General features: G+C 61.6%; 22 protein-coding genes. 12 read left to right on the top strand and 10 right to left on the bottom strand.

Translation table 11 applies throughout. The annotated features are described in order from the left end of the window. Window positions 1-3: 3 nt before the first annotated feature. The gene (locus tag AB8B31_RS13495; RefSeq protein WP_130652696.1) at window positions 4-801 is read right to left on the bottom strand and encodes a DUF899 domain-containing protein; all 798 of its coding nucleotides are present in this window, start codon (window positions 799-801) and stop codon (window positions 4-6) included. A gap of 119 nt (window positions 802-920) precedes the next feature. Here AB8B31_RS13495 and AB8B31_RS13490 point away from each other — a divergent pair, with 119 nt between their 5' ends. From AB8B31_RS13490 to AB8B31_RS13480, 3 genes are all read left to right on the top strand, one after another. Continuing rightward, entirely contained in the window at window positions 921-2,141 is a 1,221-nt protein-coding gene (locus AB8B31_RS13490; protein WP_130652695.1) for a helix-turn-helix domain-containing protein, read from the top strand. A 49-nt stretch (window positions 2,142-2,190) separates the two neighbouring features. Further along, a complete protein-coding gene (locus AB8B31_RS13485; protein ID WP_115157653.1) occupies window positions 2,191-2,823 on the top strand; it encodes a Vgb family protein in 633 nt (210 codons plus the stop codon). A 318-nt stretch (window positions 2,824-3,141) separates the two neighbouring features. Continuing rightward, window positions 3,142-4,056: a phosphotriesterase family protein gene (locus tag AB8B31_RS13480; RefSeq protein ID WP_130652694.1), complete on the top strand. Its 915-nt coding sequence runs from the start codon at window positions 3,142-3,144 to the stop codon at window positions 4,054-4,056. A 110-nt stretch (window positions 4,057-4,166) separates the two neighbouring features. On the opposite strand, the gene AB8B31_RS13475 is transcribed toward AB8B31_RS13480, so the two are convergent. Beyond that, a complete protein-coding gene (locus AB8B31_RS13475; protein ID WP_018446317.1) occupies window positions 4,167-4,700 on the bottom strand; it encodes a GNAT family N-acetyltransferase in 534 nt (177 codons plus the stop codon). 86 nt (window positions 4,701-4,786) lie between these two features. Here AB8B31_RS13475 and AB8B31_RS13470 point away from each other — a divergent pair, with 86 nt between their 5' ends. Further along, window positions 4,787-6,532 (top strand): sensor histidine kinase, encoded by a 1,746-nt coding sequence (locus AB8B31_RS13470; protein ID WP_130652693.1) that lies wholly within the window; start codon window positions 4,787-4,789, stop codon window positions 6,530-6,532. 10 nt (window positions 6,533-6,542) lie between these two features. Next, entirely contained in the window at window positions 6,543-6,944 is a 402-nt protein-coding gene (locus tag AB8B31_RS13465; protein ID WP_018242699.1) for a response regulator, read from the top strand. A gap of 65 nt (window positions 6,945-7,009) precedes the next feature. Here the strand turns inward: AB8B31_RS13465 and AB8B31_RS13460 are convergent, their stop codons facing one another. The 3 genes from AB8B31_RS13460 to AB8B31_RS13450 form a co-directional block, all read right to left on the bottom strand. Continuing rightward, window positions 7,010-7,381, bottom strand: a complete 372-nt coding sequence (locus AB8B31_RS13460) for a nuclear transport factor 2 family protein (RefSeq protein WP_130652692.1) — start codon at window positions 7,379-7,381, stop codon at window positions 7,010-7,012. A 190-nt stretch (window positions 7,382-7,571) separates the two neighbouring features. Then, entirely contained in the window at window positions 7,572-9,395 is a 1,824-nt protein-coding gene (locus AB8B31_RS13455) for a HAMP domain-containing methyl-accepting chemotaxis protein (protein WP_130652691.1), read from the bottom strand. Between the two features lie 199 nt (window positions 9,396-9,594). Further along, window positions 9,595-11,007 carry a PLP-dependent aminotransferase family protein gene (locus AB8B31_RS13450; protein ID WP_131703010.1) on the bottom strand — a complete coding sequence of 471 codons (1,413 nt, stop codon included), beginning with the start codon at window positions 11,005-11,007 and terminating at the stop codon, window positions 9,595-9,597. Window positions 11,008-11,109: 102 nt separating this feature from the next. Between AB8B31_RS13450 and AB8B31_RS13445 the strand changes: the two genes are divergently transcribed. Continuing rightward, the gene (locus AB8B31_RS13445) at window positions 11,110-11,973 is read left to right on the top strand and encodes a DMT family transporter (protein WP_130653547.1); all 864 of its coding nucleotides are present in this window, start codon (window positions 11,110-11,112) and stop codon (window positions 11,971-11,973) included. A 61-nt stretch (window positions 11,974-12,034) separates the two neighbouring features. Here the strand turns inward: AB8B31_RS13445 and AB8B31_RS13440 are convergent, their stop codons facing one another. The 4 genes from AB8B31_RS13440 to AB8B31_RS13425 all read right to left on the bottom strand — a co-directional run bounded on the left by AB8B31_RS13440 (window position 12,035) and on the right by AB8B31_RS13425 (window position 15,346). Further along, window positions 12,035-12,370: an antibiotic biosynthesis monooxygenase family protein gene (locus tag AB8B31_RS13440; protein ID WP_018242693.1), complete on the bottom strand. Its 336-nt coding sequence runs from the start codon at window positions 12,368-12,370 to the stop codon at window positions 12,035-12,037. Window positions 12,371-12,896: 526 nt separating this feature from the next. Next, a complete protein-coding gene (locus AB8B31_RS13435; protein ID WP_130652689.1) occupies window positions 12,897-13,424 on the bottom strand; it encodes a cupin domain-containing protein in 528 nt (175 codons plus the stop codon). Window positions 13,425-13,623: 199 nt separating this feature from the next. Next, window positions 13,624-14,010: a cupin domain-containing protein gene (locus tag AB8B31_RS13430; RefSeq protein WP_028732752.1), complete on the bottom strand. Its 387-nt coding sequence runs from the start codon at window positions 14,008-14,010 to the stop codon at window positions 13,624-13,626. Window positions 14,011-14,128: 118 nt separating this feature from the next. After that, window positions 14,129-15,346, bottom strand: a complete 1,218-nt coding sequence (locus AB8B31_RS13425) for an ROK family protein (RefSeq protein ID WP_113544272.1) — start codon at window positions 15,344-15,346, stop codon at window positions 14,129-14,131. A 195-nt stretch (window positions 15,347-15,541) separates the two neighbouring features. Between AB8B31_RS13425 and AB8B31_RS13420 the strand changes: the two genes are divergently transcribed. The 6 genes from AB8B31_RS13420 (at window position 15,542) to AB8B31_RS13395 (ending at window position 22,466) form a co-directional block, all read left to right on the top strand. Further along, the gene (locus tag AB8B31_RS13420; RefSeq protein ID WP_130652688.1) at window positions 15,542-16,816 is read left to right on the top strand and encodes an ABC transporter substrate-binding protein; all 1,275 of its coding nucleotides are present in this window, start codon (window positions 15,542-15,544) and stop codon (window positions 16,814-16,816) included. Window positions 16,817-16,949: 133 nt separating this feature from the next. Further along, window positions 16,950-17,834 (top strand): carbohydrate ABC transporter permease, encoded by an 885-nt coding sequence (locus tag AB8B31_RS13415; RefSeq protein ID WP_018242688.1) that lies wholly within the window; start codon window positions 16,950-16,952, stop codon window positions 17,832-17,834. Beyond that, on the top strand, window positions 17,834-18,685 hold the full coding sequence (locus tag AB8B31_RS13410) for a carbohydrate ABC transporter permease (RefSeq protein ID WP_115157262.1): 852 nt from the start codon (window positions 17,834-17,836) through the stop codon (window positions 18,683-18,685). The genes AB8B31_RS13415 and AB8B31_RS13410 overlap by 1 nt, the downstream gene beginning before the upstream one ends. Window positions 18,686-18,731: 46 nt before the next feature. Continuing rightward, window positions 18,732-19,877: an ABC transporter ATP-binding protein gene (locus AB8B31_RS13405; protein ID WP_130652687.1), complete on the top strand. Its 1,146-nt coding sequence runs from the start codon at window positions 18,732-18,734 to the stop codon at window positions 19,875-19,877. 17 nt (window positions 19,878-19,894) lie between these two features. Next, window positions 19,895-22,033, top strand: a complete 2,139-nt coding sequence (locus AB8B31_RS13400; RefSeq protein ID WP_130652686.1) for a beta-galactosidase — start codon at window positions 19,895-19,897, stop codon at window positions 22,031-22,033. 211 nt (window positions 22,034-22,244) lie between these two features. Further along, on the top strand, window positions 22,245-22,466 hold the full coding sequence (locus tag AB8B31_RS13395; RefSeq protein WP_018446301.1) for a hypothetical protein: 222 nt from the start codon (window positions 22,245-22,247) through the stop codon (window positions 22,464-22,466). Between the two features lie 269 nt (window positions 22,467-22,735). Here the strand turns inward: AB8B31_RS13395 and AB8B31_RS13390 are convergent, their stop codons facing one another. Next, window positions 22,736-22,981 (bottom strand): hypothetical protein, encoded by a 246-nt coding sequence (locus AB8B31_RS13390; RefSeq protein WP_155256924.1) that lies wholly within the window; start codon window positions 22,979-22,981, stop codon window positions 22,736-22,738. Window positions 22,982-22,986: the final 5 nt, after the last annotated feature.

Raw genomic sequence — 22,986 nt, 5'->3', positions numbered from 1 at the left:
GCGTCACTCCTTGCCGTACCGGTCGTGGTGGCGCCACCAGATGCCGGTTTCGTTGCGGCCCTTGGGGGCGCGGTCGAGCCATTGATACATGCCCCATAACCCGTCCAGCCCGCGCGCATAGCTGGAATAGCTGTGGTAGACGGCACCGTCGATGAGCTCGAAGGCGCTGACACCCGGGCGGTCGCGGGTATAGGTGGGGACATCGGTGCCGGTCATGGCGGCGATCTGGGTGATCGGCGCCTCGCTGTCGCGGGGCTGCCGCTCCTGGACAGTCCTTGCGGTGAGCGGTTGGGGGGCGGGAGGTTCGCGGCGATAATTATAGTCTACATCGCCCTGGTGCTGCTGCTCGGCAGAGAACCAGACGCTGAAATCGCCGTTGAAGTCGTTGCCGAAGGACGACGCCCAGGGAAAGCTCCAGTCCATCCGTCGCTTGAATGCTTCGAGCTTTGCCAACGGCGCCCGGGAGACCGCCCAAAAGGCGACGTCGTGGTTCTCCAGGTGAACGAAGAAGCCGTTGAAGCCATCGGCGATCGACGAGCAGGACGGGCATCCCGCGGTATAGTCCGGCCCGAACATGAAGTGATAGACGAGAAGCTGCGAGCGGCCACCGAAGAGGTCCTTCAGCGAGACGTTGCCGCCGTCGGTGTCGAAGCGGTATTGCTTGTCGATCCTCACTCGCGGCAATTGCTGGCGCTTCATCGCCAGCGCGTCGCTCTGCCGGGTCAGTTCCTTCTCCTCCTCGAGCAGATCGAGCCTTGCTGCCAGCCACTGCTGGCGTGTTGCGTTCAGCTGTTCCGTCATGGGTCTTCTCCTTTGCCTGTCTCTCGTCGTAGCATCCGGCGCAGGCTTGCTTGCCGGTCGACGACAAATCTAAGGCCAGGTGGGGAAACGGTGGGAGTGACAAGTGTGACGGGATTTGAATGGACTCGCTGATCACGGCGGCGGCGCAGGCGCTGGCAGCGGGCGATGCGCTTGGCGCGCTGAAGCGGGTGGCGCTGCGCGACGATGCGCCGGCGCTGGCGCTGCGCGGCATTGCGATGGCGCAGCTCGGCGATCTCGTCCGCGCCAAGGCGCTGCTGAAGAGTGCGGCGCGTGCCTTCGGCCCGCGGGAGGCGATGGCCCGGGCCCGCTGCGTGGTCGCCGAGGCCGAGATCGCGCTCGTCTCGCGCGATCTCACCTGGCCGCCCAAGGCGCTGGAAGCGGCGCGCAAGGTGCTCGAAGCGCATGGCGACAGGGTCAATGCCGCCCATGCCAGGAATGTCGAGCTTCGCCGGCTGGTGCTGATCGGCCGGCTCGACGAGGCCGAGCGGGCGCTGGAAACGCTCGATCCAACGCCGCTGCCGCCGGCGGCGAGGGCCGCTCATGAGCTGGTGGTCGCGGGCATCGCGATCCGGCGCCTGCAGACGAATGCGGCGCACGAGGCTCTCGACCGGGCGAGGCGGGCTGCACGCGAGGCCGGTATGCCGGTATTGACGGCGGAGGTGGAAAATGCCGCCCACGTGCTCAGCGCGCCGGTGGCGCGGCTGATCTCGCGCTGGCGGGAAAGCCCGCTGTTGCTTGAGGAGGTGGAAGAGCTGCTGGGTTCGGGCACGCTTGTCGTCGATGCCTGCCGCCACGTCGTGCGCGACGATCAGCTGTCGGTGTCGCTGGCAACGCGGCCCGTGCTCTTCACGCTCGCCCGGACGCTTGCCGAAGCCTGGCCGACGGATGTGGCACGCGGCACGCTCATCGCGCGCGCCTTCCGCGGCAAACATGCTGATGAATCGCATCGCGCCCGGCTGCGCGTCGAGATCGGCCGGCTGCGCGCCGAACTGCGGGGACTGGCGGAAGTTTCGGCAACGAAACGCGGCTTTGCGCTTTCGCCGCGGCGTGCCGAAGAGACCGCCGTGCTGGCGCCGCTGGTCGAAGGCCAGCACGGGGCGGTGCTCGCCTTTCTCGCCGATGGCGAGGCGTGGTCGAGCTCGGCGCTCGCGATTGCGCTCGGCACCAGCCCGCGCACCGTGCAGCGGGCGCTGGATTCGGTCGCCGATGAAGGCAGGGTGCAGTCCTTCGGGCGCGGGCGGGCGCGGCGCTGGATGAGCCCGCCGCTGCCCGGTTTCCCGACGATCTTGTTACTCCCGGGACCGTTGCCAAGCGATTAGTATGGCCTGACTGATGAGGATGGCCCTACGGGCGAACAGGATGGAAGAGATGAAAAAATCGGCTGCGACGATCATCCGTGAATATGGACCCTTTCCCGGTGCCGAGCGCGTCAACGGCGTCACCTTCGACGGTGAGCACGTCTGGTTCGCATCGGGTGACAAGCTGAATGCGCTCGATCCCGCAAGCGGCGAGGTGGTGCGCTCGATCGAGGTCGCATCGCATGCCGGCACGGCCTTCGATGGCGAGTTCCTCTATCAGATCGCCGAGGATGTCATTCACAAGATCGACCCGAAGTCCGGGCGTATCCTTTCCACCATCCCGGCGCCGGGCAATGGCGGCGATTCCGGCCTTGCCTGGGCCGAAGGCTCGCTCTGGGTCGGCCAGCACCGCGGCCGCAGAATCCATCAGATCGACCCGGAAACCGGCAAGATTCTCCGCACCATCGAATCCAACCGCGTCGTGACAGGCGTCACCTGGGTCGACGGCCAGCTCTGGCACGGCACCTGGGAGGGCGATGACAGCGACGTCAGGCGCATCGACCCGGAAACCGGAGAGGTGCTGGAGCGGCTGGAGATGCCCGAGGGCACCGGCGTCTCCGGCCTCGAATCCGACGGCGGCGACTGCTTCTTCTGCGGCGGAGGCGGCAGCGGCAAGATCCGCGCGGTGCGCCGGCCGGGTTGAGCGCGATGCGCCACCGTGGTGAGGCCCGGTCCGGCGAAGCGGGAGCAATCGATCCAGTGAACCGATTGCAGGGCCGAACGCCCTGAGCCATGCGAAGGGTTGGGAGAGGCAAGTTGACATGGGGAAGTAGTCGATGCGGCGTATCTTCCCCCCGGCGACAGTCAGCTCGCCAAGCCGGACGTCGATATCAAGGTCAGTCGTAAGAATTTCGATCAAGTGAGCGATTGATTTCATCACGTCACGATCTACTTTCGCGGCAGTGTCGAGGTTTCGGTCGAAGGCTGTACGCAAAGCCGGTATGATCGCGGGGGAGAGACTTTGAAACATCTGCGCACGACGCTCGGGCCTAAGAGCAGATCCGAACTTGGGATGATCCTCCCGCATGAGCACGTCTTCGTCGACCTCAGGACGCCGGACCAGCCCGGTTATGCAGAAGCAGACATCGAAGACGTCGTTCGGTTGATGGCCCCCGAAATCGAGCGGATCAAGAAGCTCGGGGTGACGGCACTGGTCGAATGCTCGACGGGCGGTGTTGGACGCCGTGCGGATATCGATCTTGCCGTGTCGCTCGCGACGGATTTTCCGATCGTCGTGCCCACCGGCAATTACCGTGAACCCTGGATTCCCGAATGGGTCCGTCAGGCTTCCGAGAAAGAGCTGGAGGCATGGATGCTTCGCGAGCTGACGGAGCAGATCGACAAGACCGGGTTCCAGGCAGGCTGGATCAAGCTCAGCGCCGGCGATGACGGCATGACGGCGCTCGAGACGAAAATCCTGCGGGCAGCCGCGCGCGCCGCGGCGCAGACGGACGCCGTCATCGGCAGTCATACGATCAGGGGACGGGTCGTCATGGATCAGCTCGATGTCATCGAGGCAGAGGGCTACAGGGCTGACAGGTTCATCTCGATCCATACGCAGGAAGAAAAGGACTTCGCCTATAATGTCGCTGTCGCCGAGCGAGGCGCCTGGATCGAGTATGACCATGTCGGCCGGGGCGGAGACAACGAGGTGGCGGAGCTGGTGATCAGGGCGCTGGAGGCGGGCTGCGGCGATCACCTGTTGTTGAGCCATGACCGGGGCTGGTTCGATCCGGCGTTGCCGATGGGCGGGATACCCAAACCGTACACCCATCTTTCCACCGTCTTGCTGCCCGAGCTGAAACGGCGGGGCATAGACGACGGGACCCTGATGCGCCTGACCCACGACAATCCATTCGAGGCATTCGCCCGATAGGGGAGTGGCTGGCCTAATTGCTCGAAAGGGCATTTGTTTCAAGTTCAGGCCGAAATGTTGATCAGCCGGGCTCGCGGGGGCCCATTCAGAAATCGACGCGATACCGGGATCTATGCCGCGCCGCGCTCGTCGAACAAAAGCGCCATGCTGATCGCATCGATGAACTGACCGTCGATGCGTGCCGCACGTCGGACGATGCCTTCGCGTGCAAATCCCATCTTTTCGTAGAGAGCGATAGCACGGGCGTTGTCTTCATAAACATCGAGTTCAACCCTGGCAAAACCGCTTTTCTGCGCGGCTCTCAATGTGGTCTCGATGAGCCTTCGTCCGAGGCCCTTGCCCCGATAGGCGGGAAGGATCCCCATTCCGAGTTTTCCGCGATGGGCGTGGGACGGGAAAAAATGCCGGCTGATGTCGCACCAGCCGAGGACCTGGTTTTCAGCGGTGGCGACGAATTGCGGATTGCCTTTTGCAATCATGTCCATCACGAACTCACGCATCTGCGGCAGGGGCGTTGCTTCCAGCATGGACAGGTATTTTTTCTCCCGCGCGACCACGTCGAGCGCATGATGAAAGCTGTCGATATGGACGGCAGCGATCGGCTCGATCCTGATGCCTGATTTATCCGACGATGCTGCATCCATGTGCTTCTCCTTCAACGATTGCGATGCCTATGGGGGGACCTGCCGCAGACCCGCACGGGAGCGCATAATTCACGGTCCGTCAACCTTTGCGTGTCAATTTCTCGGCAGCGGGCGCCATCAAAAGGTTGCAGGTATTGAAGGTCGGGCTCACATCGCACATTACGTTCGTCCTGGTGACGCTCACCTGCGCGGCGGCTGTGTTGCTGTGCGGATTTGCGTGGCTCGCAGCGGTGAAGGTCGATGATCTCTCGCTCCGTCGGCAGGCCGAATTCGTCCGACAGGGACTGGAAGAGCAGATCGCGGCACTTCCGCGGGAGCAGGAAAGCGTCACCAAATGGGACGATGCCTTCCTCTATACCAAACAGCGGAACCATGAGTGGCTGCTCGACAATATCGGCCAGTGGACCAACCGGTATTTCGGGCACGACAGAACCTACATCTTCGACGACACCAATCGCCTGATGTTCGCCTTCCGTGACGGCGCCGATGCCATGCCGCCGCGGCTCGGTGACGACGACGGCCAAGAAATGACTGCTCTCGCCGGAGAGATTCGCGCCGTTCTCGTCGAGCGGGCTGCAAAGCCCGGCGCTGAAGCGCTTGGTCAACTGGCCAAGGTTCGGACGATTATGATCGGCAACAGACCGGCAATTGCCAGTGCGCGTCCCATTCTGCCGAGCTCGGCCAGGATGCAGATCGAGGCGGGCCAGGAGTTCATCGCCATCTCGGTCAAGTTCATCGATGGAATAACTGCCGAAAACATCGCCCATCATGCGCTGCTCGAAGGGTTGCATTTCGCGCCTTCGAAAGGTGAGGACGAGCGGGCGCAAGTGTTGGTGTCGTCCCATAACGGCGGCACGATCGGCTATCTCGTGTGGCCGCCTATCCTGCCCGGTTTTATGCTGCTTCATCAAATCGCGCCGGCAGGGCTCGGTTGCCTGGCGCTGCTGATCACCGTGGTGTTCTGGCTCGGACGAGGTCTGCATCGCACCTCGCTGACCCTGCTGGACAGCCAAGAGCAGCTCACCCACCACCGCAACCATCTGGAAGAGATGGTGGCCGATCGAACGGCCGAGATCGAAAGGCAGAGAGAGGAACTGGACCGCCTGCTGGTGCACGAACGCCAGGTGAATGCGCTCCAGCGCCAGTTCGTCGCCATGGCCTCGCACGAGTTTCGCACGCCGCTCGCCATCATCGACGCCGCTGCGCAGCGGCTCTGCCGCTCGACCACCAACGTCAGCGGCGATTACGTTCACGAAAAGGCCGGCGTGATCCGCAGTGCGGTGGTGCGCATGGTCGATCTGATGGAGAGTATCCTCGCCAGCGGGCGGCTCGAAACCGGACAGATCACACTGAAGCGGAGCGAAGGTGACCTGAAAGCGGTGCTCGTCACGTGCTGCGACAGGCAGCGCCATCTCAGCCGCACGCATGTGTTCCATCTCGATCTTGAGCCCATACCGGATGTATTGACGTTCGACCGCAGCGCGATGGAACAGGTCTTCACCAACCTGATTTCGAACGCCGTCAAATATTCACCCAACGCGCCTGACATTCATGTTCGCGCCCGGGCCGACGACAAGACGGTGGAGATCGCCATCTCCGACAGCGGCATCGGCATGGATGCGGAGGATCTGCCGAAGCTGTTCCAGCCCTATTATCGCGCCCGCAGCGCGACGGGCATTGCCGGGACGGGCATCGGTCTCAACGTCGTCAAGCAGGTTATCGAACTACACGGCGGCACCGTCGAGGTGACGAGCGAGCTTGGCAAAGGCACAACATTTACCATTCTTCTGCCAATAGAGTTTCTATTGTCGGATCAACAAGTCGCAGCTTAAGGAAGAGCTCATGGTTACAGTCCTGTGCATAGAAGACGAAGTCGAGATCCGGAACCTCCTCGTCGAAGAGTTGAGCGAAGCCGGCTACAGGACGCTCGAGGCCTCGAACGGCGCCGAGGGACTGGAAATGATCCTGTCGAAATGGCCCGATATCGTCATTAGCGATATTTCGATGCCGGTCATGGACGGGCACCAGCTTCTGGCGGAAATTCAGATCAATCATCCCGAGCTCTCCAACATTCCCTTCATCCTGCTGACGGCACTGACCGACCGGGAAAACACGCTAGCCGGCCTGCGCGGCGGAGCGGCGGACTATCTGACGAAGCCGCTCGACTTCGATCTGCTGCTCGCCAAGCTCGAAGGCTGCGTGACGCGCCTTGCCAATGACAAAGCGGTCCACCGGTCGTTCTGATGATCGACGGGGTTAGGGGGCGGCTGCGTCAATTCCACGCCTCGCGCGATTTTGACATTGGCGGCTCAGCCGGCAATGGTTCCCTGATGGAAGACGATCTTCCAGCTCCCGCCAGAGCTTTGCCAGATGGTGGTTCTGAGCGTCGTTCTGCCGGGTTCGTCCAGCGTGTAGTTCAGCAGATAGAGGTTTTCGGCGAGTCGGCGGATCGAGAAGTCCCGGCAGGGCCAGTCATGCCTTTCCGGCTGCTGGTAGCGCTCCAGTAGGTTGGCGATGACGAAGTCGCGCTGGTAGATCCTGCCACTTGCGCCAATCTCGAAGAAATCCTCCGCCGTCATGGCTTCCAGATCGTCACGGCTCGTGCCGAAGGCACGCCGATGGAATATCGGCTCCCTCTGCAGGAGTTCGCCCAGAACGGTTTCGAGATCGAAATCAGACATCGTGAAATTCCCTAAATACGCGAATGTCGAACGATATCACTTTGTTCTCTCGCGGCGCTATCGCGACAGCCCGCCTGCTCAGCAACGTTAGCTAGGACCAGCATCGAAGGTCGCGCAGGGAGGCCGCGGCCCGCATTCCGGTTCGCAAAGCCGGTAGACTCCGTGCTTCGCGATGCGATCGTCCTCCGGCTCAAGCCGTTCTGCGACGCGCGTAAGCGCTGTCCTGCACGATATCGTTCAAATTGAATTGCCTGATCAACTGGCGAAGCGTGGCGCCTTCGTCGGCAAGCGATGCGGAAGCGGCGCTCGCCTCTTCGACCATGGCTGCGTTTTGCTGCGTGGTCTGGTCGAGGCTGTTGACGGCCGTATTGATCTCCGCCAGTCCGACGGATTGTTCCCGGGCGGAGACGGCGATTGCCTCGACATGGCGGTTGATGGCAACGATCAGCTCGCCGATGGTTTTCAACGCTTCGCCGGTTTTTGAGACCAGTCCGACGCCGGCTGCGACTTCTCCCGCCGATGCATGGATCAGCGTTTTGATTTCCTTGGCCGCCTGCGCGGAGCGCTGCGCCAGTTCGCGGACCTCCTGCGCCACCACGGCAAATCCCTTGCCTGCCTCGCCGGCGCGCGCGGCCTCGACACCGGCATTGAGGGCCAAGAGATTGGTCTGGAACGCGATCTCGTCGATCACGCTGATGATGTTGGAAATCTGGCTGGAGGATTGCTCGATCCGACTCATGGCCTGGACCGCCTGGCTTACGATCTCACCTGATGTCGTCGCACCGGCATTCGCCTGCGCGGCCACCTCGCGGGCTTCCTCGGCGCGCTTGGAGGCGGATGCGACATTGGCTGTGATTTCATCGAGAGCAGCGGCTGTCTGCTCGAGCGCCGCTGCCTGTTGTTCGGTTCGTTTCGCCAGGTCGTTTGCGCTGTTGGCGATTTCATTCGAGCCGCCGTCGATATTGACGGCTGATCCCGCCACTTTGGCGAGGGTCTGGCAGAGTTTTGCGACGGCGCCGTTGAAATCCCCGCGCAGGCCCTCGAAATCCGCATCGAAAGGCTCGCTGATCTGAACGGTGAGATCGCCGCCGGCAAGTTGCTTCAGGCTCTCTGCCAATCCGTTCGTGGCTTGCGCCATCGCGGCAGCCCGCGCGCGCTCCGTCTGCTCGCGGCGCTGCCGCTCGGATTCCGTCAGCACTCGATTCGTTTCGATATTTTCATCGGCTCTGATCTTGGCAAGCGCCGTCTGCCGAAAGACCTCAACCGCCGCCGCCATCGCACCGATTTCGTCCGTGCGGCTGGAATAGGGAATCTGCGTGCCGGTGTCGCCAGCGGCCAGCCCGGTCATCGATTGCGTGATCTTCTTGATCGGACGCGAGATCTGGATTGCCACATAGGAGATCGCGCCGGCAACGATCGCAATCACGAGTGCCGTGAATACCGAGGTTGTCCAGAGAATGCCCAAGTACGTGGATTGACTGTTTTCGTAGGACGCCTCGGAGCCATTGACGTTTATCGTCAGCAATTCATTGGCCAGTTCTTCCGCGCGGTCGACGAATGGCTCCATGTCGGAATAGAAGATCGTCTTGGCAACATCGTTGTCGTTCTTGCGGGATTTTTCCAGCATAGGCTCGGACGATTTCTGGTAGCTCGCGGCCTGCTCCTCGATCTGCTGCAGCAATTGGCCTTCGCGCGGCGAGGATATGAGCGGCCGATAGGCTGCAATCGCATTGTCAAGCTCAGTGCGCTGAGAGGTAATCTTTACTTCTGCAGCGGCGATAGCCTGGTCGCTGATCGACATGATATGGTTGGCGTAGGCAAACTTCATGCGTTCCAGCTCGAAGCCGATATTGCGGGCTACCGAAACACTCGGCAGCCAGTTCTTGGCGATTGCCGTCGTGTCCTGGTTAACCTGCTGTACGCTCCTGAGGGAAAACAGCCCAAAGCTCAGGAAGATGAACGCAAATGTTACATTGATGATTGTCAGCGAGGTTCGAACCTTTGGCTTGCGCATGCAACACCTTCTTCGGAGCAATGATCAGGCCAAAGTTCTAGACTTGGTGATCGTTTGGCGTGTGCGAATTCTAACTCTCTGCATTTAAAGAAAAATGAATATATGTATGTGGCATAGCGGGCAGGCGGCTGTGTTCCCCGCGTCTTACGCGGATGACCACTAGTACGAGGACTGTTGCCGCCGAAGAGCACCCTTGTGCCTAATGCCTCTCTTTCGCCAAGAAGTCGCGGAGCGCCTCGAGGACGCGCGGGTCGAGCGTTTGCGACACGTTGAAGCGCATGAAATTCGTTGCCGATTGCGACAGGCTGAATGCATTTCCGGGCGCCAAAACGATCCTCCTTTCCAGTGCGGCCCGCGCCACATCAGCCGCATCGATGCCGTCGGGTAGCCGGCACCAGAGGAACATTCCAGCCTGGGGCTCCAGCCAGGGCGTTATGCCGAGATTCTTCAGCCGGGCCGAGACCTCGCTCATCGCTCGGGAGAGCCGGTGTCTCAGCGTCTCCATGTGTTTGCGATAGCTGCCGTCGCTCAAGACGTTCAGCACCAGTTCCGCCGTCAGCCGGCCGCCGCCGAAGGAGGTGGCGATCTTGAGGTCTGTCAGGCCGTCGATCCATTCCGGTTTCGCCACGACGAAGCCGCAGCGGGCCGAGGCCGACAGGGTCTTCGAGAAGCTGCCGATGTGGATAACCCGCTCGAGCCCGTCGAAGGCGGTAAGGCGGGGAGCCGGCGTATATTCGAAATCGGCGAAGATATCGTCCTCGATGATGGTCAGGTCGAACTGGTCGGCGAGTTTTAGAACGCGGTGGGCGGTAACAGGAGACAACGTCGCGCCTGTGGGATTGTGGATGGCGGAGTTGGTGATGTAGAGCCGCGGACGCTCATCGGCGACGGCTTGCGCAAAGGCTTCGATATCGGGACCGGACGGCGTGTAGGGCACACCAACGATCTTTGCCCGATGGGCGCGCAGGAGCGCATGGAAATTGAAATAGCAGGGATCGTCGACCAGCACCGTGTCGCCGGGTTCCAGCAGGAAACGGCAGAGCAGATCGATTGCCTGCGTGCCGGAATCGGCCAGCATGATTTGGTCCGGGGAGGCTTCGATCCCCCGTTCGCCCAGGCGGCGGGAAATCAGCTGGCGCAGTTGCGGCAAGCCGAGCGGCGAGCCGTAATCGGCGAGCGCCGGCCCGTCGGCGCGGGCAAGCGTTCTGAGCCCGCGGCGCATGCCGTCCCCCGGTAGCCAGGAGGGCGGCAGCCAGCCGCAGCCGGGCTTCAGGTCGGCTTCGGCTGCCTCCAGCGATTGCCGCGATATCCAGAACGGATCCACCGCGCGGTCGAGCTTCGGTCCGGTCTCGGCAAGCGCAAAGGGCGCTGCCTGGTTGGCGACGTAGAATCCCGAGCCTGGTCTTGCCAGGATCGCGCCTTCGGCGACCAACCGCTCATAAGCGTCGACGACTGTCGATGTTGACAGCTTCAACGTCGCCGCCAGCCCCCGCACAGAGGGTAGCTTTGCGCCCGGCGTCAGGCTGCGCCCGGCGATGCGCTGCCTGATCGTCGCGGCGACCATCTCCACACGCGTGCGTCCTTCGTTCATCCGTATTGCTTTTCGCACCATTACAGTTTCGCGAAATTGTATCAGACTGTGACTGTCATAACCATCCGTGTTGGCCGATAAGAGCGAGAGAATGAAGGAGTGCAGTGCATCATGGAGCGCGAGATGGACCGCATGGCATCGGGATGGATCAATGGTTTTATCGGGGTGGTGATCTTCAGCGGATCGCTGCCGGCGACGCGCGTGGCGGTGATGCAGTTCGATCCGGTCTTTCTCACCGTAGCGCGCGCGGCGATCGCCGGCATTCTCGCCCTTGGCCTGCTGATCGCTTTCGGAGAGAAGCGACCGAGCCGGCGTGACATCCTCTCCCTTGCCGTCGTGGCGCTGGGCGTCGTTGTCGGCTTCCCCCTGCTAACGGCGCTGGCGCTGCAGCATGTCACGTCAGCCCATTCGATCGTCTTCATCGGCCTGTTGCCGCTCGCAACGGCGATCTTCGGCGTGGTCCGTGGCGGAGAACGGCCGAAGCCGGCATTCTGGCTCTTTTCGGTTCTCGGCAGTGCGCTGGTGGCGGGATTCGCACTGACGCAGGGGCTGACGGCCTCGCCGGTCGGCGATCTCCTGATGCTGGCGGCAGTCGTCGTCTGCGGCCTCGGCTATGCCGAAGGCGGCAGGCTTTCGCGCACGCTCGGCGGGTGGCAGGTGATTTCCTGGGCGCTCGTGCTGTCGTTGCCGGTGACGGTCGCGGTCGCGCTTTTCCATAGGCCGGAGACCTTCTCTGGCATCGAAGTGCCGGCGCTGCTGGGCCTTGCCTATGTCTCGCTGTTTTCCATGCTGATCGGCTTCATCTTCTGGTATCGCGGCCTATCGCAGGGCGGCATCGCCGCCGTCGGCCAACTGCAGCTGCTCCAGCCGTTCTTCGGGCTGGCGCTCGCCGCAACCCTGCTGCACGAGCCCGTGACCTGGGCCATGCTCGCCGTGACGGTTGCCGTCATCCTCTGCGTTGCCGGCGCCCGCAGGTTTGCGCGGTAGGCTTGTCCGTCGCTTTACAGAGGATACCGTTTTAGGGGGCAAGATTCTTCAACGAGTCAACTCATGTCTCTTCAATATTGAATCCATAGGCTCGCGTGACGAGCGCAACACGGATTTCGTACCGAGTATACCAATCTGACCGACCGCGATTTTGCGCCTGAATGTGATCGACGACTGATTTCCAGGCTCGAATGCTATCCTCATCCTTCCAATAGGAGATGAGTATGCCGAAACCGTCTGCCCCGCGAGCACTTTCGAAGCCGAGATAACCTGGCTGCTGTTTTGCAAGTTCCGTCATCGCATAACCCATCTCGCCATAGCCGTTGTCGAGCTTTGTTCGTTGAGAGGAAAAACTGACCATATAGTATGGCGGTTCAGGCAAAGCGGCGGTGGACATTTGGGCTCCGATCGATTGCTATGTGTGTGGTTTATCGCCGCGATCGCAATGACTGCTGTCGGCATACTGCGAAAGCGAGCAATCTTAGGCGCGGCGGATTGCCCCTCATCTTGAGTCAGCCATCTGCCGTGACAGCTCGATGCCGTTTTGCCATGGTTGCGCCGGGGCTTCGGACTGAATACCATCCATTATGGTTCGACAAGTTCTCTTTGATCGGTATCAGCGATCCGTTGTGACGGCTGGGCCCTCGCTCGCTCAATGTCGGGAAAGCGCAAGAGTTGCTCTTATGGCTATGGCCCCCGACCAGGTCTGCCGGCGGCAGGTGCTGGCTTCGACAATTTCGCTCACCCGTTTTCGTCGGCCGTGGCAAACTGCGATGGTGGTGATCGCGGCATTTCTCGCGAGATCACCATCTACCCGCTGAATTCAGACGGAGGCACCGCAATGACCCGTCGAAGCTCCAAGCAGGCGTTGGTCTCCGCTTTGCGCGACGCCGACATTGCGACACGCAATCACCCCGGCCGATCTATTCGCTGTTTCCGCCACCCTTTGCTTCCCGCACCAGGTCCGGCATTCCGTCGTGGGGACCGAGGGCGTGGGTGGGATGGCCATCCCACCAATCATCGTGCAGCGGTCGGCGGTGAGGGTGGAGCGGATAGAAAATGCGGTTCTCGGCCTTGTGGCGCTCGCCGACGACGAGGAGATGCACCTCGGCTTGCGTATTGTTGAGGAAACTATGGGCGATCCCGGTGCCGGCCGGAAATCCGACGGCGTCGCCCTGTTTCAGTCGGCGGAGATGGCCGTCGAGCCAGACGTCGGGCTCGCCTTCGAGAACGTAGACGAATTCTTCCTCGGCGCTCTCGGCATGCGGAAAGGAGGTGCGCCGGCCAGGAGGCAATCGCTCGTGATGAATGCCCAATTTCGTCAGGCCGAAATATCGTCCGAAAGGTGCACCAATGCTCATCAGTTCGTCGTCATCGTCATAGTGTGAGTCGTCCGGCCGTTCGATCTCGCTCCAATGGACGACAAAGGACGGCTGCTCCAGCGTTGCCATGGTAATCCTCCTGAGTGTGAGAGGTCAGATGACTGGGGACACGAATTCCATCAATCCGTATGGCCATGCTGCCGTGAATGGAAAGCGACCGCAAGGGCGAAACGGCGCTCCCACGCAAGCGGCGCGGTCCTGAAGGTTCGGGGGCGAGCGCTTCGTGCAGCGGCGGCTCCCTATCCAGACGCGGGTTTCTACAACTGACTCACTTCGCAGGCACGACGAGCGTCTCTCCCTTGCGGACGATATAGGTTGCCAATTCCGAAGCCTTGCCGCTCCCGACGTTCTTCGCCGAGTGAACAACGCCTGATGGAATGAAGAGGGATTGGCCGGCTTTAAGGGTAACCGGCTGTCTGCCTTCGAGCTGGTATTCCAGCGTTCCCTCAATGACGAAGGCGATCTCCTCGCCGGGATGCGAGTGATGGGGGGCGAGAACGCCCGGCGCGAAATCGACGCGGACCTGAATGGCCTCGTGGCCGGGCACGTCGATATCGTTCCTGATGAGATCGGTGCGCTGCAGCGGCTGTTCTGCATGTGCTGTTGCTGCGCCGCCGAGAACAAAGGCGAGCGCGATAGCCTGGATCATTTTCATGTGGTCATCCTTCCTGGATTTAAACCAATCTCGACCATTGGGTCGTGTCCGGATTTCACCTGAGGATTGAACCAGGGATGTGTCTGAAAACCCCCCATTTTTGTAATCCAGTGTATCACTACGCCGCTGACGACGAGTCTACGGGTCTGACGCCGGCGAGGTTGGCAATATCCGTGATGCCGCCGGAGGATTCGAAGTCGAATATTTTCTGAGTCACCAGCGCAGCGGCACCCCGAGCCCAGGAATTGTCCTCCCAGTCAGGCAGGAGGGGCGGGGCGGTTCGGAAGGTCCGGGCGGCGAGGGCTTCACGCAGTGGCGTCAGGAAAGGGTCGCCGAGGGAGACGGCTTCGCCGCCGGCGACGATAACTTCGGGATCGGTGATGTTGACGAGATTAGCAAGGGCGGTTCCGATGCCGCGGCCGGAATCGGCGACGAGGGCGAGGGCGACGGCGTCGCCTGATGCGAGCGCAGCCGACAGTTCTGGCAATCCCAGTTCCTCGCGGCCGGTCGCTTCCCGCCAGCGTCTCAGCATCGATGCTTCGGAGTGATAGGCCATCAGGCAGCCGCGCTTGCCGCATTCGCAGAGCCGGCCATTCTCCTCGTAGAGGGTGTGGCCGAACTTGCCGGCCGCGCCGTTTGCGCCGCGGTAGAGCTTACCGTCGATGACAAGCGCGCAGCTGATGCCGACGCCGACGGCGAGGACGGCCATGTTGCGATGCTGGCGGCCGAGCCCGAAGAGCTGCTGGGCAATGGCATAAGCGTTGGTGTCGTCCTCCAGCCAGACCGGTACATGGACACGGCTGGCGACGAGCGAGGCGAGGGGGACGTTGTTCCAGCTGAAGCGGTGGCTGCGCACGCAGGCCGTCTGTTCGTGATTGATGACACCGGGCATGGAGATGCCGATGCCGGCGAGCTTCGCATCTGGCCGGCCGGCGAGCTTCACCAGTTCGGGAACGGTGCCCGCCAGCAGGTCGGCGACCTTATCGGGGTCGTGGCCGTCGAGGTTTACTCGCATGGCGGCGACGGGGTTGGTGGCAAGGTCGGTTGCCACGCACTCCACCGAGTCGACCATCAGTTTGAAGCCAACGGCGAGTGCGTGCTCGTAGTTGATATCCACCGGGATCGGGCGGCGGCCGGTGAGGCCGGGCACGGTCTTCCCTTCGATGACGATGCCTTCCTCCAGAAGGTCGGCGACGACGAAGGTGACGGCGGCAGGACTTAAACCAATCACCGTCGCGATGTCGGCGCGGCTCCTCGGCCCCTCGCGCCGGAGAAGGTTGAGGATGAGGCGTCGGTTCATGGCTCTCGCCGTGGTCTGGTCGCCTTTTAACTTCACGATGCATTCCTTAATTTTGTAAATTAATTATTGCGGGCTGCAAAGATCTATGCATAAGTTCGGCCGCGGATCAACTCAGCCAGACGGATTATCGCTGGAATCGCCGAGCGGATCGCAGCGTTGAATGCCTGGTCGGTCGTTTCATGGAGGAGGCGACGGTCGGGAGATGTTGATCGATCAACTGGGAGGAATTCAATGACATTTTTGAAGCAATTTCCGACGACCACCCGCAGACGCTTCCTGAAGGGCGCGGGGCTGGTTTCCGCCGCAGCGGTCACCGGCAGCTTTCCGATCCCGGCGATCGCGCAGGCCCAGGAGGTCACGATGATCTCCGCCGAAAACAATGGTGCCGCACTCGATGCGCTGAAGGCGATTGCCGCGGGCTTCAGCAAGGAAGCCGGCGTCAACGTCGTCATCAACAATATGGACCACGAGGCCCACAAGACGGCCATTCGCAACTATCTCGTCGCCGGCGCGCCCGACGTCTGCTCCTGGTTTTCGGGCAACCGCATGCGCGCCTTCGTCAAGCGCGGCCTGTTCGACGACATCTCCGACCTTTTCGAGAAAGAGAAATATAAGGACGTGCTCGGCGCGACGGCAGGGGCCGTCACCGACGGAGGCAAGCAGTATGGCCTTCCCACCGGAGGCACGCTCTGGGGCATGTTCTATCGCAAGGATGTGTTCGAGCAGCATGGCCTGACCGTGCCGAAGACGGCCGAAGAGTTCATGGCCTATGGCGACAAGTGCAAGGCCGCGGGCATCACGCCGGTTGCGATCGGCACCAAGGAATTATGGCCGGCGGCCGGCTGGTTCGACCAGATGAACCTTCGCATCAATGGCCTCGACAAGCATATGGCGCTGATGAACGGCGAGATGAGCTATCTCGATCCCGCGCTGACAGCGGTTTTCGACCAGTGGGCGGCGATGATTTCGAAGGGGTTCTTCACGGAGAACCACACGTCCTTCGGCTGGCAGGAGGCCGCGGCGCTCTTGGCGCAGAAGAAGGCCGGCATGATGAATCTCGGCGCTTTCCTGCGCTCGGCTTTCACCGCCGAAGATCTACCGCAGCTCTCCTACGCGACCTTCCCGGCGCTCGACGCCAAGGTCGGCCACTACGAGGAATTCTCGGTCAACTCGATCCACATTCCCGCCAAGGCCAAGAACAAGCAGGGCGCGCGCGAATTCCTCGCCTACTTCTACAAGCCCGAGAACCTGGCGGCCTATCTGGAGCCGGGCGGCAACGTGCCGCCGCGCCACGACCTGCCGCCAAGCAAAGACCCGCTGGTCAACGTCGCTGTCGAGACGATGAAGACGGTGCAGGGCACGTCGCAATATTACGACCGCGACAGCGACCCCGATATGGCGCAGGCCGGCCTCGTCGGCTTCCAGGAGTTCATGGCCAAACCCGACCGACGCAAGGCTATCCTGACGCGCCTCGAGGGCACGCGCAAGCGCATCTACAAGATCTAGCAGCTCTCCCAGGGGCGGCGGCGAACCGCTGTTCCCAAGGTGTAGAGGCTGTTTGCCTCCGCACCTTGGGAGAGGTGCGCCTCTGCTCCCGGAGCACGCATGAGTCTGCTCCTGTATTAATGAGGTTCTTGAGATGTTGATGTTATGGCGCCGCCAGCGCTGGTGGCTCACCCCGACTTTACTCATCGCGCCGGCGATATTGCTGTTCTTCACCGTCATCCTGCTATCGGCCGTCAGGAGCCTCTGGATCAGCCTGCACGACTGGGACGGCTTCGGCCCGATGGTCTGGATCGGCTTCGGCAACTACGTCGAGCTTTACAACGATCCGCAATTCTACGTGTCGCTGAAGAACAACCTGATCTGGCTGGTAATGTTCATGGCGGCACCGCCGATCGGGCTCGCCATCGCGCTGCTGGTCAACCAGAAAATTCGCGGCATGCGCTTCCTGAAGTCGCTGTTCTTCATCCCGCTGGTGCTCGCCTCGGTGACGGTCGGCGTGGTGTTCACCTGGGTCTATACGCCGGAGTTCGGGTTGCTCGCGCTGATCTTCAGGGCGTTCGGGGCGACGGCTCCGGCGGTTCTCTCCGACGAGCATTTCGTCACTTTCGCCATCGTGATTGCAGCACTCTGGCCGCAGATCACCTTCTGCATGGTGCTTTATCTCGCCGGGCTCAACAATCTCAGCGAAGAGCTGATCGGTGCCGGGCGCGTCGATGGGGCGAGGGGCTGGAACATGTTGTGGCACATCGTGCTGCCGCAGCTGACCCAGGTCACCTTCATCGCCATTGCCGTCACCGTGGTCGGGGCACTCAGGTCCTTCGATATGGTATCGGTTATGACGAATGGCGGCCCTTTCGGTTCGTCCTCGGTTCTCGCCTACCAGATGTTCGAACAGTCGATCTTCTCCTACCGCTTCGGTTACGGCGCGGCGATCGCCTCCGTGCTGTTTGTGATCATGGCCGCCTTCATCGTCTGGTACCTCAGCCGCATCATCCATACAGAAGAAAGGGGAGGCTGATGTATCCTCGTCCCATTCCCGAAGCCGACGTCTGGCAGCGCCGCCTCTATGTGCTCGCTGTCGTCATCGTCCTTCTGCTCTGGCTCTGCCCGCTGTTTGCGATCATCCTCACCTCGTTCCGTTCGACAGAGGATGTCATGGGCGGCAATCTGTGGGGATGGCCGACCGGCATCGGCGTGGTCGACAATTACACGGCTGTCTTCACGCAGACACCGATGGCCCGCTACTTCCTCAACAGCCTGACGATCACCATTCCCTCGGTGATCGGCGTCCTGGTGCTGAGCACGCTCGCCGGCTATGTGTTGTCGCGCTACCGCTTTCCCGGCAACATGCTGATCTTCGCGCTGTTCGTCGGCGGCAATTTCCTGCCGCACCAGATCATGATGATCCCGGTACGCGACCTGATGGTCCGGCTCGACCTGATCGACACCACGGCGGCGCTGATCATCTTCCACGTCGCCTTCCAGACCGGCTTTGCAACGCTGTTCATGCGCAATTTCATTGCCGCACTTCCCGATGAACTGTTCCAGGCGGCCCGCGCCGAGGGGGCCTCTCCTTTCCAGACGCTGGTGCATGTGGCGATCCCCTTGGTGCGGCCGGCCCTTGCCGCGCTCGCCATCCTGATCTTCACCTTCATCTGGAACGATTATTTCTGGGCCGTGGTGCTGACCGTCAGCGACTCCGTCAAGCCTGTTACCGCCGGCCTTGCCAATCTTCGCGGCGAATGGGTGTCGGCCTGGAACCTGATTTCCGCCGGCACCATCGTCGTCGCCGTGCCGCCCGTCGTCATGTTCTTCCTGATGCAGCGCCACTTCATCGCCGGCCTGACGATGGGAGCGGTGAAGGGATGAGCGATCTCCTAACGTTCCAAGTTTCAACAGCAGAGAGCCAGGACGCATGACCAGTCTCGAACTCCGACAGATCAACAAGAATTACGGCGCCTATCATGCGCTGCGCGGCATCGATCTTTCCGTAGCGCAAGGCGAGTTCATCGTCATGGTCGGCCCCTCCGGCTGCGGCAAGTCCACGCTTTTGAAGTCGATCGCCGGCCTGGAGGAGATCTCCTCCGGCCAGATCCTGATCAACGGCCGCGACGTCAGCAAACAGGAGCCTGGGGACCGCGGCATCGCTATGGTCTTCCAGTCCTACGCACTCTATCCGCATATGACGGTGGCGGAGAACATGGGCTTCGGTTTGCGCATGGCCAAGCGCCCGAAGGCCGAGATCGAGGCGGCGGTGGCCCGCGCCGCCAAGATCCTGAGGATCACCGACCAGCTGGAAAAGCGGCCGAAGCAGCTCTCCGGCGGCCAACGGCAGCGTGTGGCGATCGGCCGGGCAATCACCCGTTCGCCCGACGTTTTCCTTTTCGACGAGCCGCTGTCGAACCTCGACGCAGCACTTCGAACCCAGATGCGCGTCGAGCTCAGCAGCCTGCATGCCGAACTCGGCGCCACCATGGTCTACGTCACCCACGACCAGGTGGAGGCTATGACCATGGCGAGCCGGATCGTCGTCTTGAACCAGGGGATAATCGAGCAGGTGGGCTCACCGCTCGAGCTCTACCGCAACCCTGACAACCTCTTCGTCGCGGGCTTTCTCGGTGCCCCGCGGATGAACTTCCTCGGCGTTACCGTCGATGAGGTGTCCGGCCGCAATATCACGGTTTCGGCACCCGGCCTTGTGCCGGTGACGGTGGAATTGGCGGAGGCCCCGGTGCTGCCGAAGGGCGCCAGCCTGACGCTGGGTGTAAGGCCGGAAAACATATCGGTGGTCGCCGACGCTGCCCAAGGCGGGGCGATCAGCGGTGCGGTCCGACTGGTCGAGCATCTCGGGCGCGAAACCATCCTCTATATCGACGCCGGCAATCTCAGGACCATCGCCTCGGAAAGCGGCACCGGCAACATCACGGTGCAGCTGAGCTACGTCGCGCCCGTTACCGCCGACCAAAACGTGGCGCTGAAGCTCGACGCCAGCGAACTTTATCTCTTCTCGCCCGACGGCGGACGCACGATCAGCGCCCGCAAGACGATCCTCGACAGATAATCACAGGAAACATCACCGTGTCCGACAAGACCGCAAGCCTTTCCGTATGGAACTCCGTCAAGACCGACCGCTTCCTCGTCGGCGCCCCGCATTATCCCGAGCACGTCGATGAAAGCTACTGGGAGCGCGATGCCGAGCGCATGGCGAAGGCCGGCTTCAACGTGGTCAGAATGGCCGAATTCGCCTGGCATATTCTCGAGCCGAAACTCGGCACCTTCGATTTCGATCTGTTCGACCGTGCCATCGCCATGCTCGGGCGCTATGGCATCGACACGATCATGTGCACGCCGACGGCAACGCCGCCGCGCTGGCTGACCGTGGCGCACCCGGAGATTCTGAGGGTCGACGGCAAGGGCCGACCGATGAGCCATGGCTCGCGGCAGCATTGCGACACGGCGAGCCCGGTCTTTCGCGAACACAGCCGGCGCATCACCAAAGCGATGGCCGAGCACTATCGCGACAATCCTTTTGTCGTCGGTTGGCAGACCGACAACGAGCTGAATACCAGCATGCCGGAGAGTTTTTCGAAGGCGACGCTCACCGAATTCCAGGCCTTTCTGGCCGGCAGATATGGCGAAATCGACAAGCTCAACACGGCGTGGGGCGGCGATTTCTGGGCGACGGCCTATGACAGTTTCGACCAGGTGGTGCTGCCGATCGAGTTCGGCCCGACCTTCCCGAGCCCCGGACATCTCCAGGATTATCACCGTTTCCTGGCCTTTTCGACGGCGCGCTTCCAGCACGACCAGGTCGAGATCCTGCGCGCCGTGAAACCCTCCTGGTTCGTCTTCCACAATCTCGGGGGTCTCAGAGATATCGACTTTCGCGGCCAGTTCACCACCGATCTCGATTTCGTCGGCTACGATATCTATCCGATGCTCTACGACGAGTTCCAACGGCTCGGAAACCACGCCAAGGTCCAAGCGCTGCACCTCGATATCTGCCGCGGTTTTTCCGGCAACTACATCGTTCCCGAGCAGCAATCGGGCTTCGGCAGCCAGCCGGGCTTCTGCACGCTGACGCCGGAGCCGGGCGAGCTTCGCCGCATGGCGCTTTCCTCGGTCGCCCATGGCGCTGACGGGTTGATGTTCTTCCGCTGGCGCCCCGCGCATTTCGGCGCCGAGATCTATTGGATGGGCATCATCGACCACGACGACGTCGCCCGCCATCGCTATGACGAGGCGAAACGCTTCGCAACCGAGATGACAGCGCTAGCGCCCAAGATCCTCGGCACCTATGTGCGTATGGATGTCGGCATCGCCGGATCCGACTTCGACAATCAGGAAGCTCACAAGACCTATCCAATCGGCCTGCCGAGCCCACAGGACGATGCGATCCTGCTGCACCAATATTGCTACGACCGCGGCATTGCCTGCGGCTTCATTCATCCCGAGGACGATCTTTCCAAGCTCAAGCTGCTCTATGTCCCCCATTGGGTGATGTGGAAGGACGAATGGACAGAAAGGCTGAAATCCTTCGCCGAGCATGGCGGCACTGTCGTCATCGGCGCGCGCACCGGCACGCGCAACGAAGACAACCACGTCATCCGCGAGACCGCGCCCGGCACCTCGCTGTCTCAGCTCACAGGCGTGCGCGTCGAGGATTTCGGCCGTCTTGCTGCTCCGGGCGCCAACGGGCTGTTCGATGTGATGGAGCGTTCGGGCGGGCTTGTCATTCCTCCGAACAAGCCGGCGGAATCGCACCGGCGCGAGCGCCGCTTCAAGATTGGCAACCGCGAACTGGCTGCCGGCTATTTTTATGAAAACCTTGCGACCGACGGCGATGTCGAAGTGGTCGCGGCCTGGTCGAACCGCTATGCCGAGGGCCAGCCGATGGCGACGTCGCGCAAGGTCGGTAAAGGGCAGGTGGTCTATGTCGGCACCTATCTCACGCCGGATCTGACGGCAGCGCTTGCCGGGCGGCTATTTGCGCCCGTCGGCATCGAGCCGCTGATCGGCGAGCTTCCCGAGGGTGTCGAGGTGACCATGCGGATGAATGACGACCGTCGGCTGCTGTTCATCCAGAACTACACCGACCAGCCGGCCGCCATCGGCGGCGTTCCCGCTGGCCGTGATCTCCTGAATGATGAAAACCCCGTTGCCGGCCGGCTCGATCTCAAAGGCTATGGCTGCGCGATCATCGAACTGGAGGGATGAGCCTGCGCGCGCCGTCGAAGCCCAAGAGCTGCGTCACACCAACCCTCTCCCCCAAATGGGCGAGGGAACGTGCCTGAAGCTCCTTCGGCTCAATACCGGTCATCATCGGGGAGCACCAGTCTGGGGAAGGAAGGCGGGAACGCAATGAATTTACTGCTCGTCGTTGAATGCAGTTTCGTGGAACTCATGTCCTCGACATGGGCGGCAGGTGATGATCTACGCTTATCCTCGCTTGGATCAGGTCACGCGCAAAGATGTGAAATCGAAGATTTTGCAAACAGCTCTTGAGCTTTTCTCGAGCCAAAGACGTAGATTCGCCCCGGAGAACGCCCCCGGCAATTTCGGCTTCCTGGACCGCGATCTGGATTCGATCATCGGTGACCCGTCGCGTGGCTGCTTCAAGTGCGGAGAACTCTGCCATTGCTCATCATAGCACAGTCCGAAGATCGAAACTGAGATAGTTTAAACGCGCCTTCATGAGTGCTGCGGGCGCCTACACAAGCCTGTTTACGAAAGGTCGAGCGGTCGCACCGGCTGGAAATGTGCTGCCACCTGCAAATACGGGGTTCCGCCTCGAGGTTTGCTGTCATGGACTACAAAAACGGATGCCGTGTTTCGTCTCGTCGCAACTGCGCGCCGCATTGGGAAACGACAGGGTCATGTCACTACTGTCTGTTTTTCAGGCGATCGCGACGTCGTTTGCTATATCCCCTGCATTCGCCGAAGTGCCGGCGGTAAAAGATCGTCTCGACGTTTCAGCGCCGACAACAATTCGTTTTCCGAGGATACGCCATTTCGAAACTCCGATTTGAGAAAGGTAAGCGCGGCACGCTTTTCTTCGGAGTCTGCAACAGCGTGGCTGCCCCGAAAGCCGGCACTTCGAAGGACTGTCCTGATAAGGCCGATGTCGGTTGGATCATCAATTTCTGACAAATGAGTGGAAGACACGACGT

The sequence above is a fragment of the Rhizobium sp. 62_C5_N11_2 genome, from assembly GCF_051811185.1.
Classification (GTDB): domain Bacteria; phylum Pseudomonadota; class Alphaproteobacteria; order Rhizobiales; family Rhizobiaceae; genus Rhizobium; species Rhizobium leguminosarum.
Note: the sequence above shows the minus strand (reverse complement) of the source record. Positions and strands in the feature narration are given on the sequence as shown.

What these genes read in the sequence shown, in the direction of transcription:
- AB8B31_RS13495 (WP_130652696.1), bottom strand. Translation starts at nt 801, where the DNA reads ATGACGGAACAGCTGAACGCAACACGCCAGCAGTGGCTGGCAGCAAGG.
- AB8B31_RS13490 (WP_130652695.1), top strand. Translation starts at nt 921, where the DNA reads ATGGACTCGCTGATCACGGCGGCGGCGCAGGCGCTGGCAGCGGGCGAT.
- AB8B31_RS13485 (WP_115157653.1), top strand. Translation starts at nt 2,191, where the DNA reads ATGAAAAAATCGGCTGCGACGATCATCCGTGAATATGGACCCTTTCCC.
- AB8B31_RS13475 (WP_018446317.1), bottom strand. Translation starts at nt 4,700, where the DNA reads ATGGATGCAGCATCGTCGGATAAATCAGGCATCAGGATCGAGCCGATC.
- AB8B31_RS13465 (WP_018242699.1), top strand. Translation starts at nt 6,543, where the DNA reads ATGGTTACAGTCCTGTGCATAGAAGACGAAGTCGAGATCCGGAACCTC.
- AB8B31_RS13460 (WP_130652692.1), bottom strand. Translation starts at nt 7,381, where the DNA reads ATGTCTGATTTCGATCTCGAAACCGTTCTGGGCGAACTCCTGCAGAGG.
- AB8B31_RS13455 (WP_130652691.1), bottom strand. Translation starts at nt 9,395, where the DNA reads ATGCGCAAGCCAAAGGTTCGAACCTCGCTGACAATCATCAATGTAACA.
- AB8B31_RS13450 (WP_131703010.1), bottom strand. Translation starts at nt 11,007, where the DNA reads ATGGTGCGAAAAGCAATACGGATGAACGAAGGACGCACGCGTGTGGAG.
- AB8B31_RS13445 (WP_130653547.1), top strand. Translation starts at nt 11,110, where the DNA reads ATGGACCGCATGGCATCGGGATGGATCAATGGTTTTATCGGGGTGGTG.
- AB8B31_RS13440 (WP_018242693.1), bottom strand. Translation starts at nt 12,370, where the DNA reads ATGTCCACCGCCGCTTTGCCTGAACCGCCATACTATATGGTCAGTTTT.
- AB8B31_RS13435 (WP_130652689.1), bottom strand. Translation starts at nt 13,424, where the DNA reads ATGGCAACGCTGGAGCAGCCGTCCTTTGTCGTCCATTGGAGCGAGATC.
- AB8B31_RS13430 (WP_028732752.1), bottom strand. Translation starts at nt 14,010, where the DNA reads ATGAAAATGATCCAGGCTATCGCGCTCGCCTTTGTTCTCGGCGGCGCA.
- AB8B31_RS13420 (WP_130652688.1), top strand. Translation starts at nt 15,542, where the DNA reads ATGACATTTTTGAAGCAATTTCCGACGACCACCCGCAGACGCTTCCTG.
- AB8B31_RS13415 (WP_018242688.1), top strand. Translation starts at nt 16,950, where the DNA reads ATGTTGATGTTATGGCGCCGCCAGCGCTGGTGGCTCACCCCGACTTTA.
- AB8B31_RS13410 (WP_115157262.1), top strand. Translation starts at nt 17,834, where the DNA reads ATGTATCCTCGTCCCATTCCCGAAGCCGACGTCTGGCAGCGCCGCCTC.
- AB8B31_RS13405 (WP_130652687.1), top strand. Translation starts at nt 18,732, where the DNA reads ATGACCAGTCTCGAACTCCGACAGATCAACAAGAATTACGGCGCCTAT.
- AB8B31_RS13395 (WP_018446301.1), top strand. Translation starts at nt 22,245, where the DNA reads ATGATCTACGCTTATCCTCGCTTGGATCAGGTCACGCGCAAAGATGTG.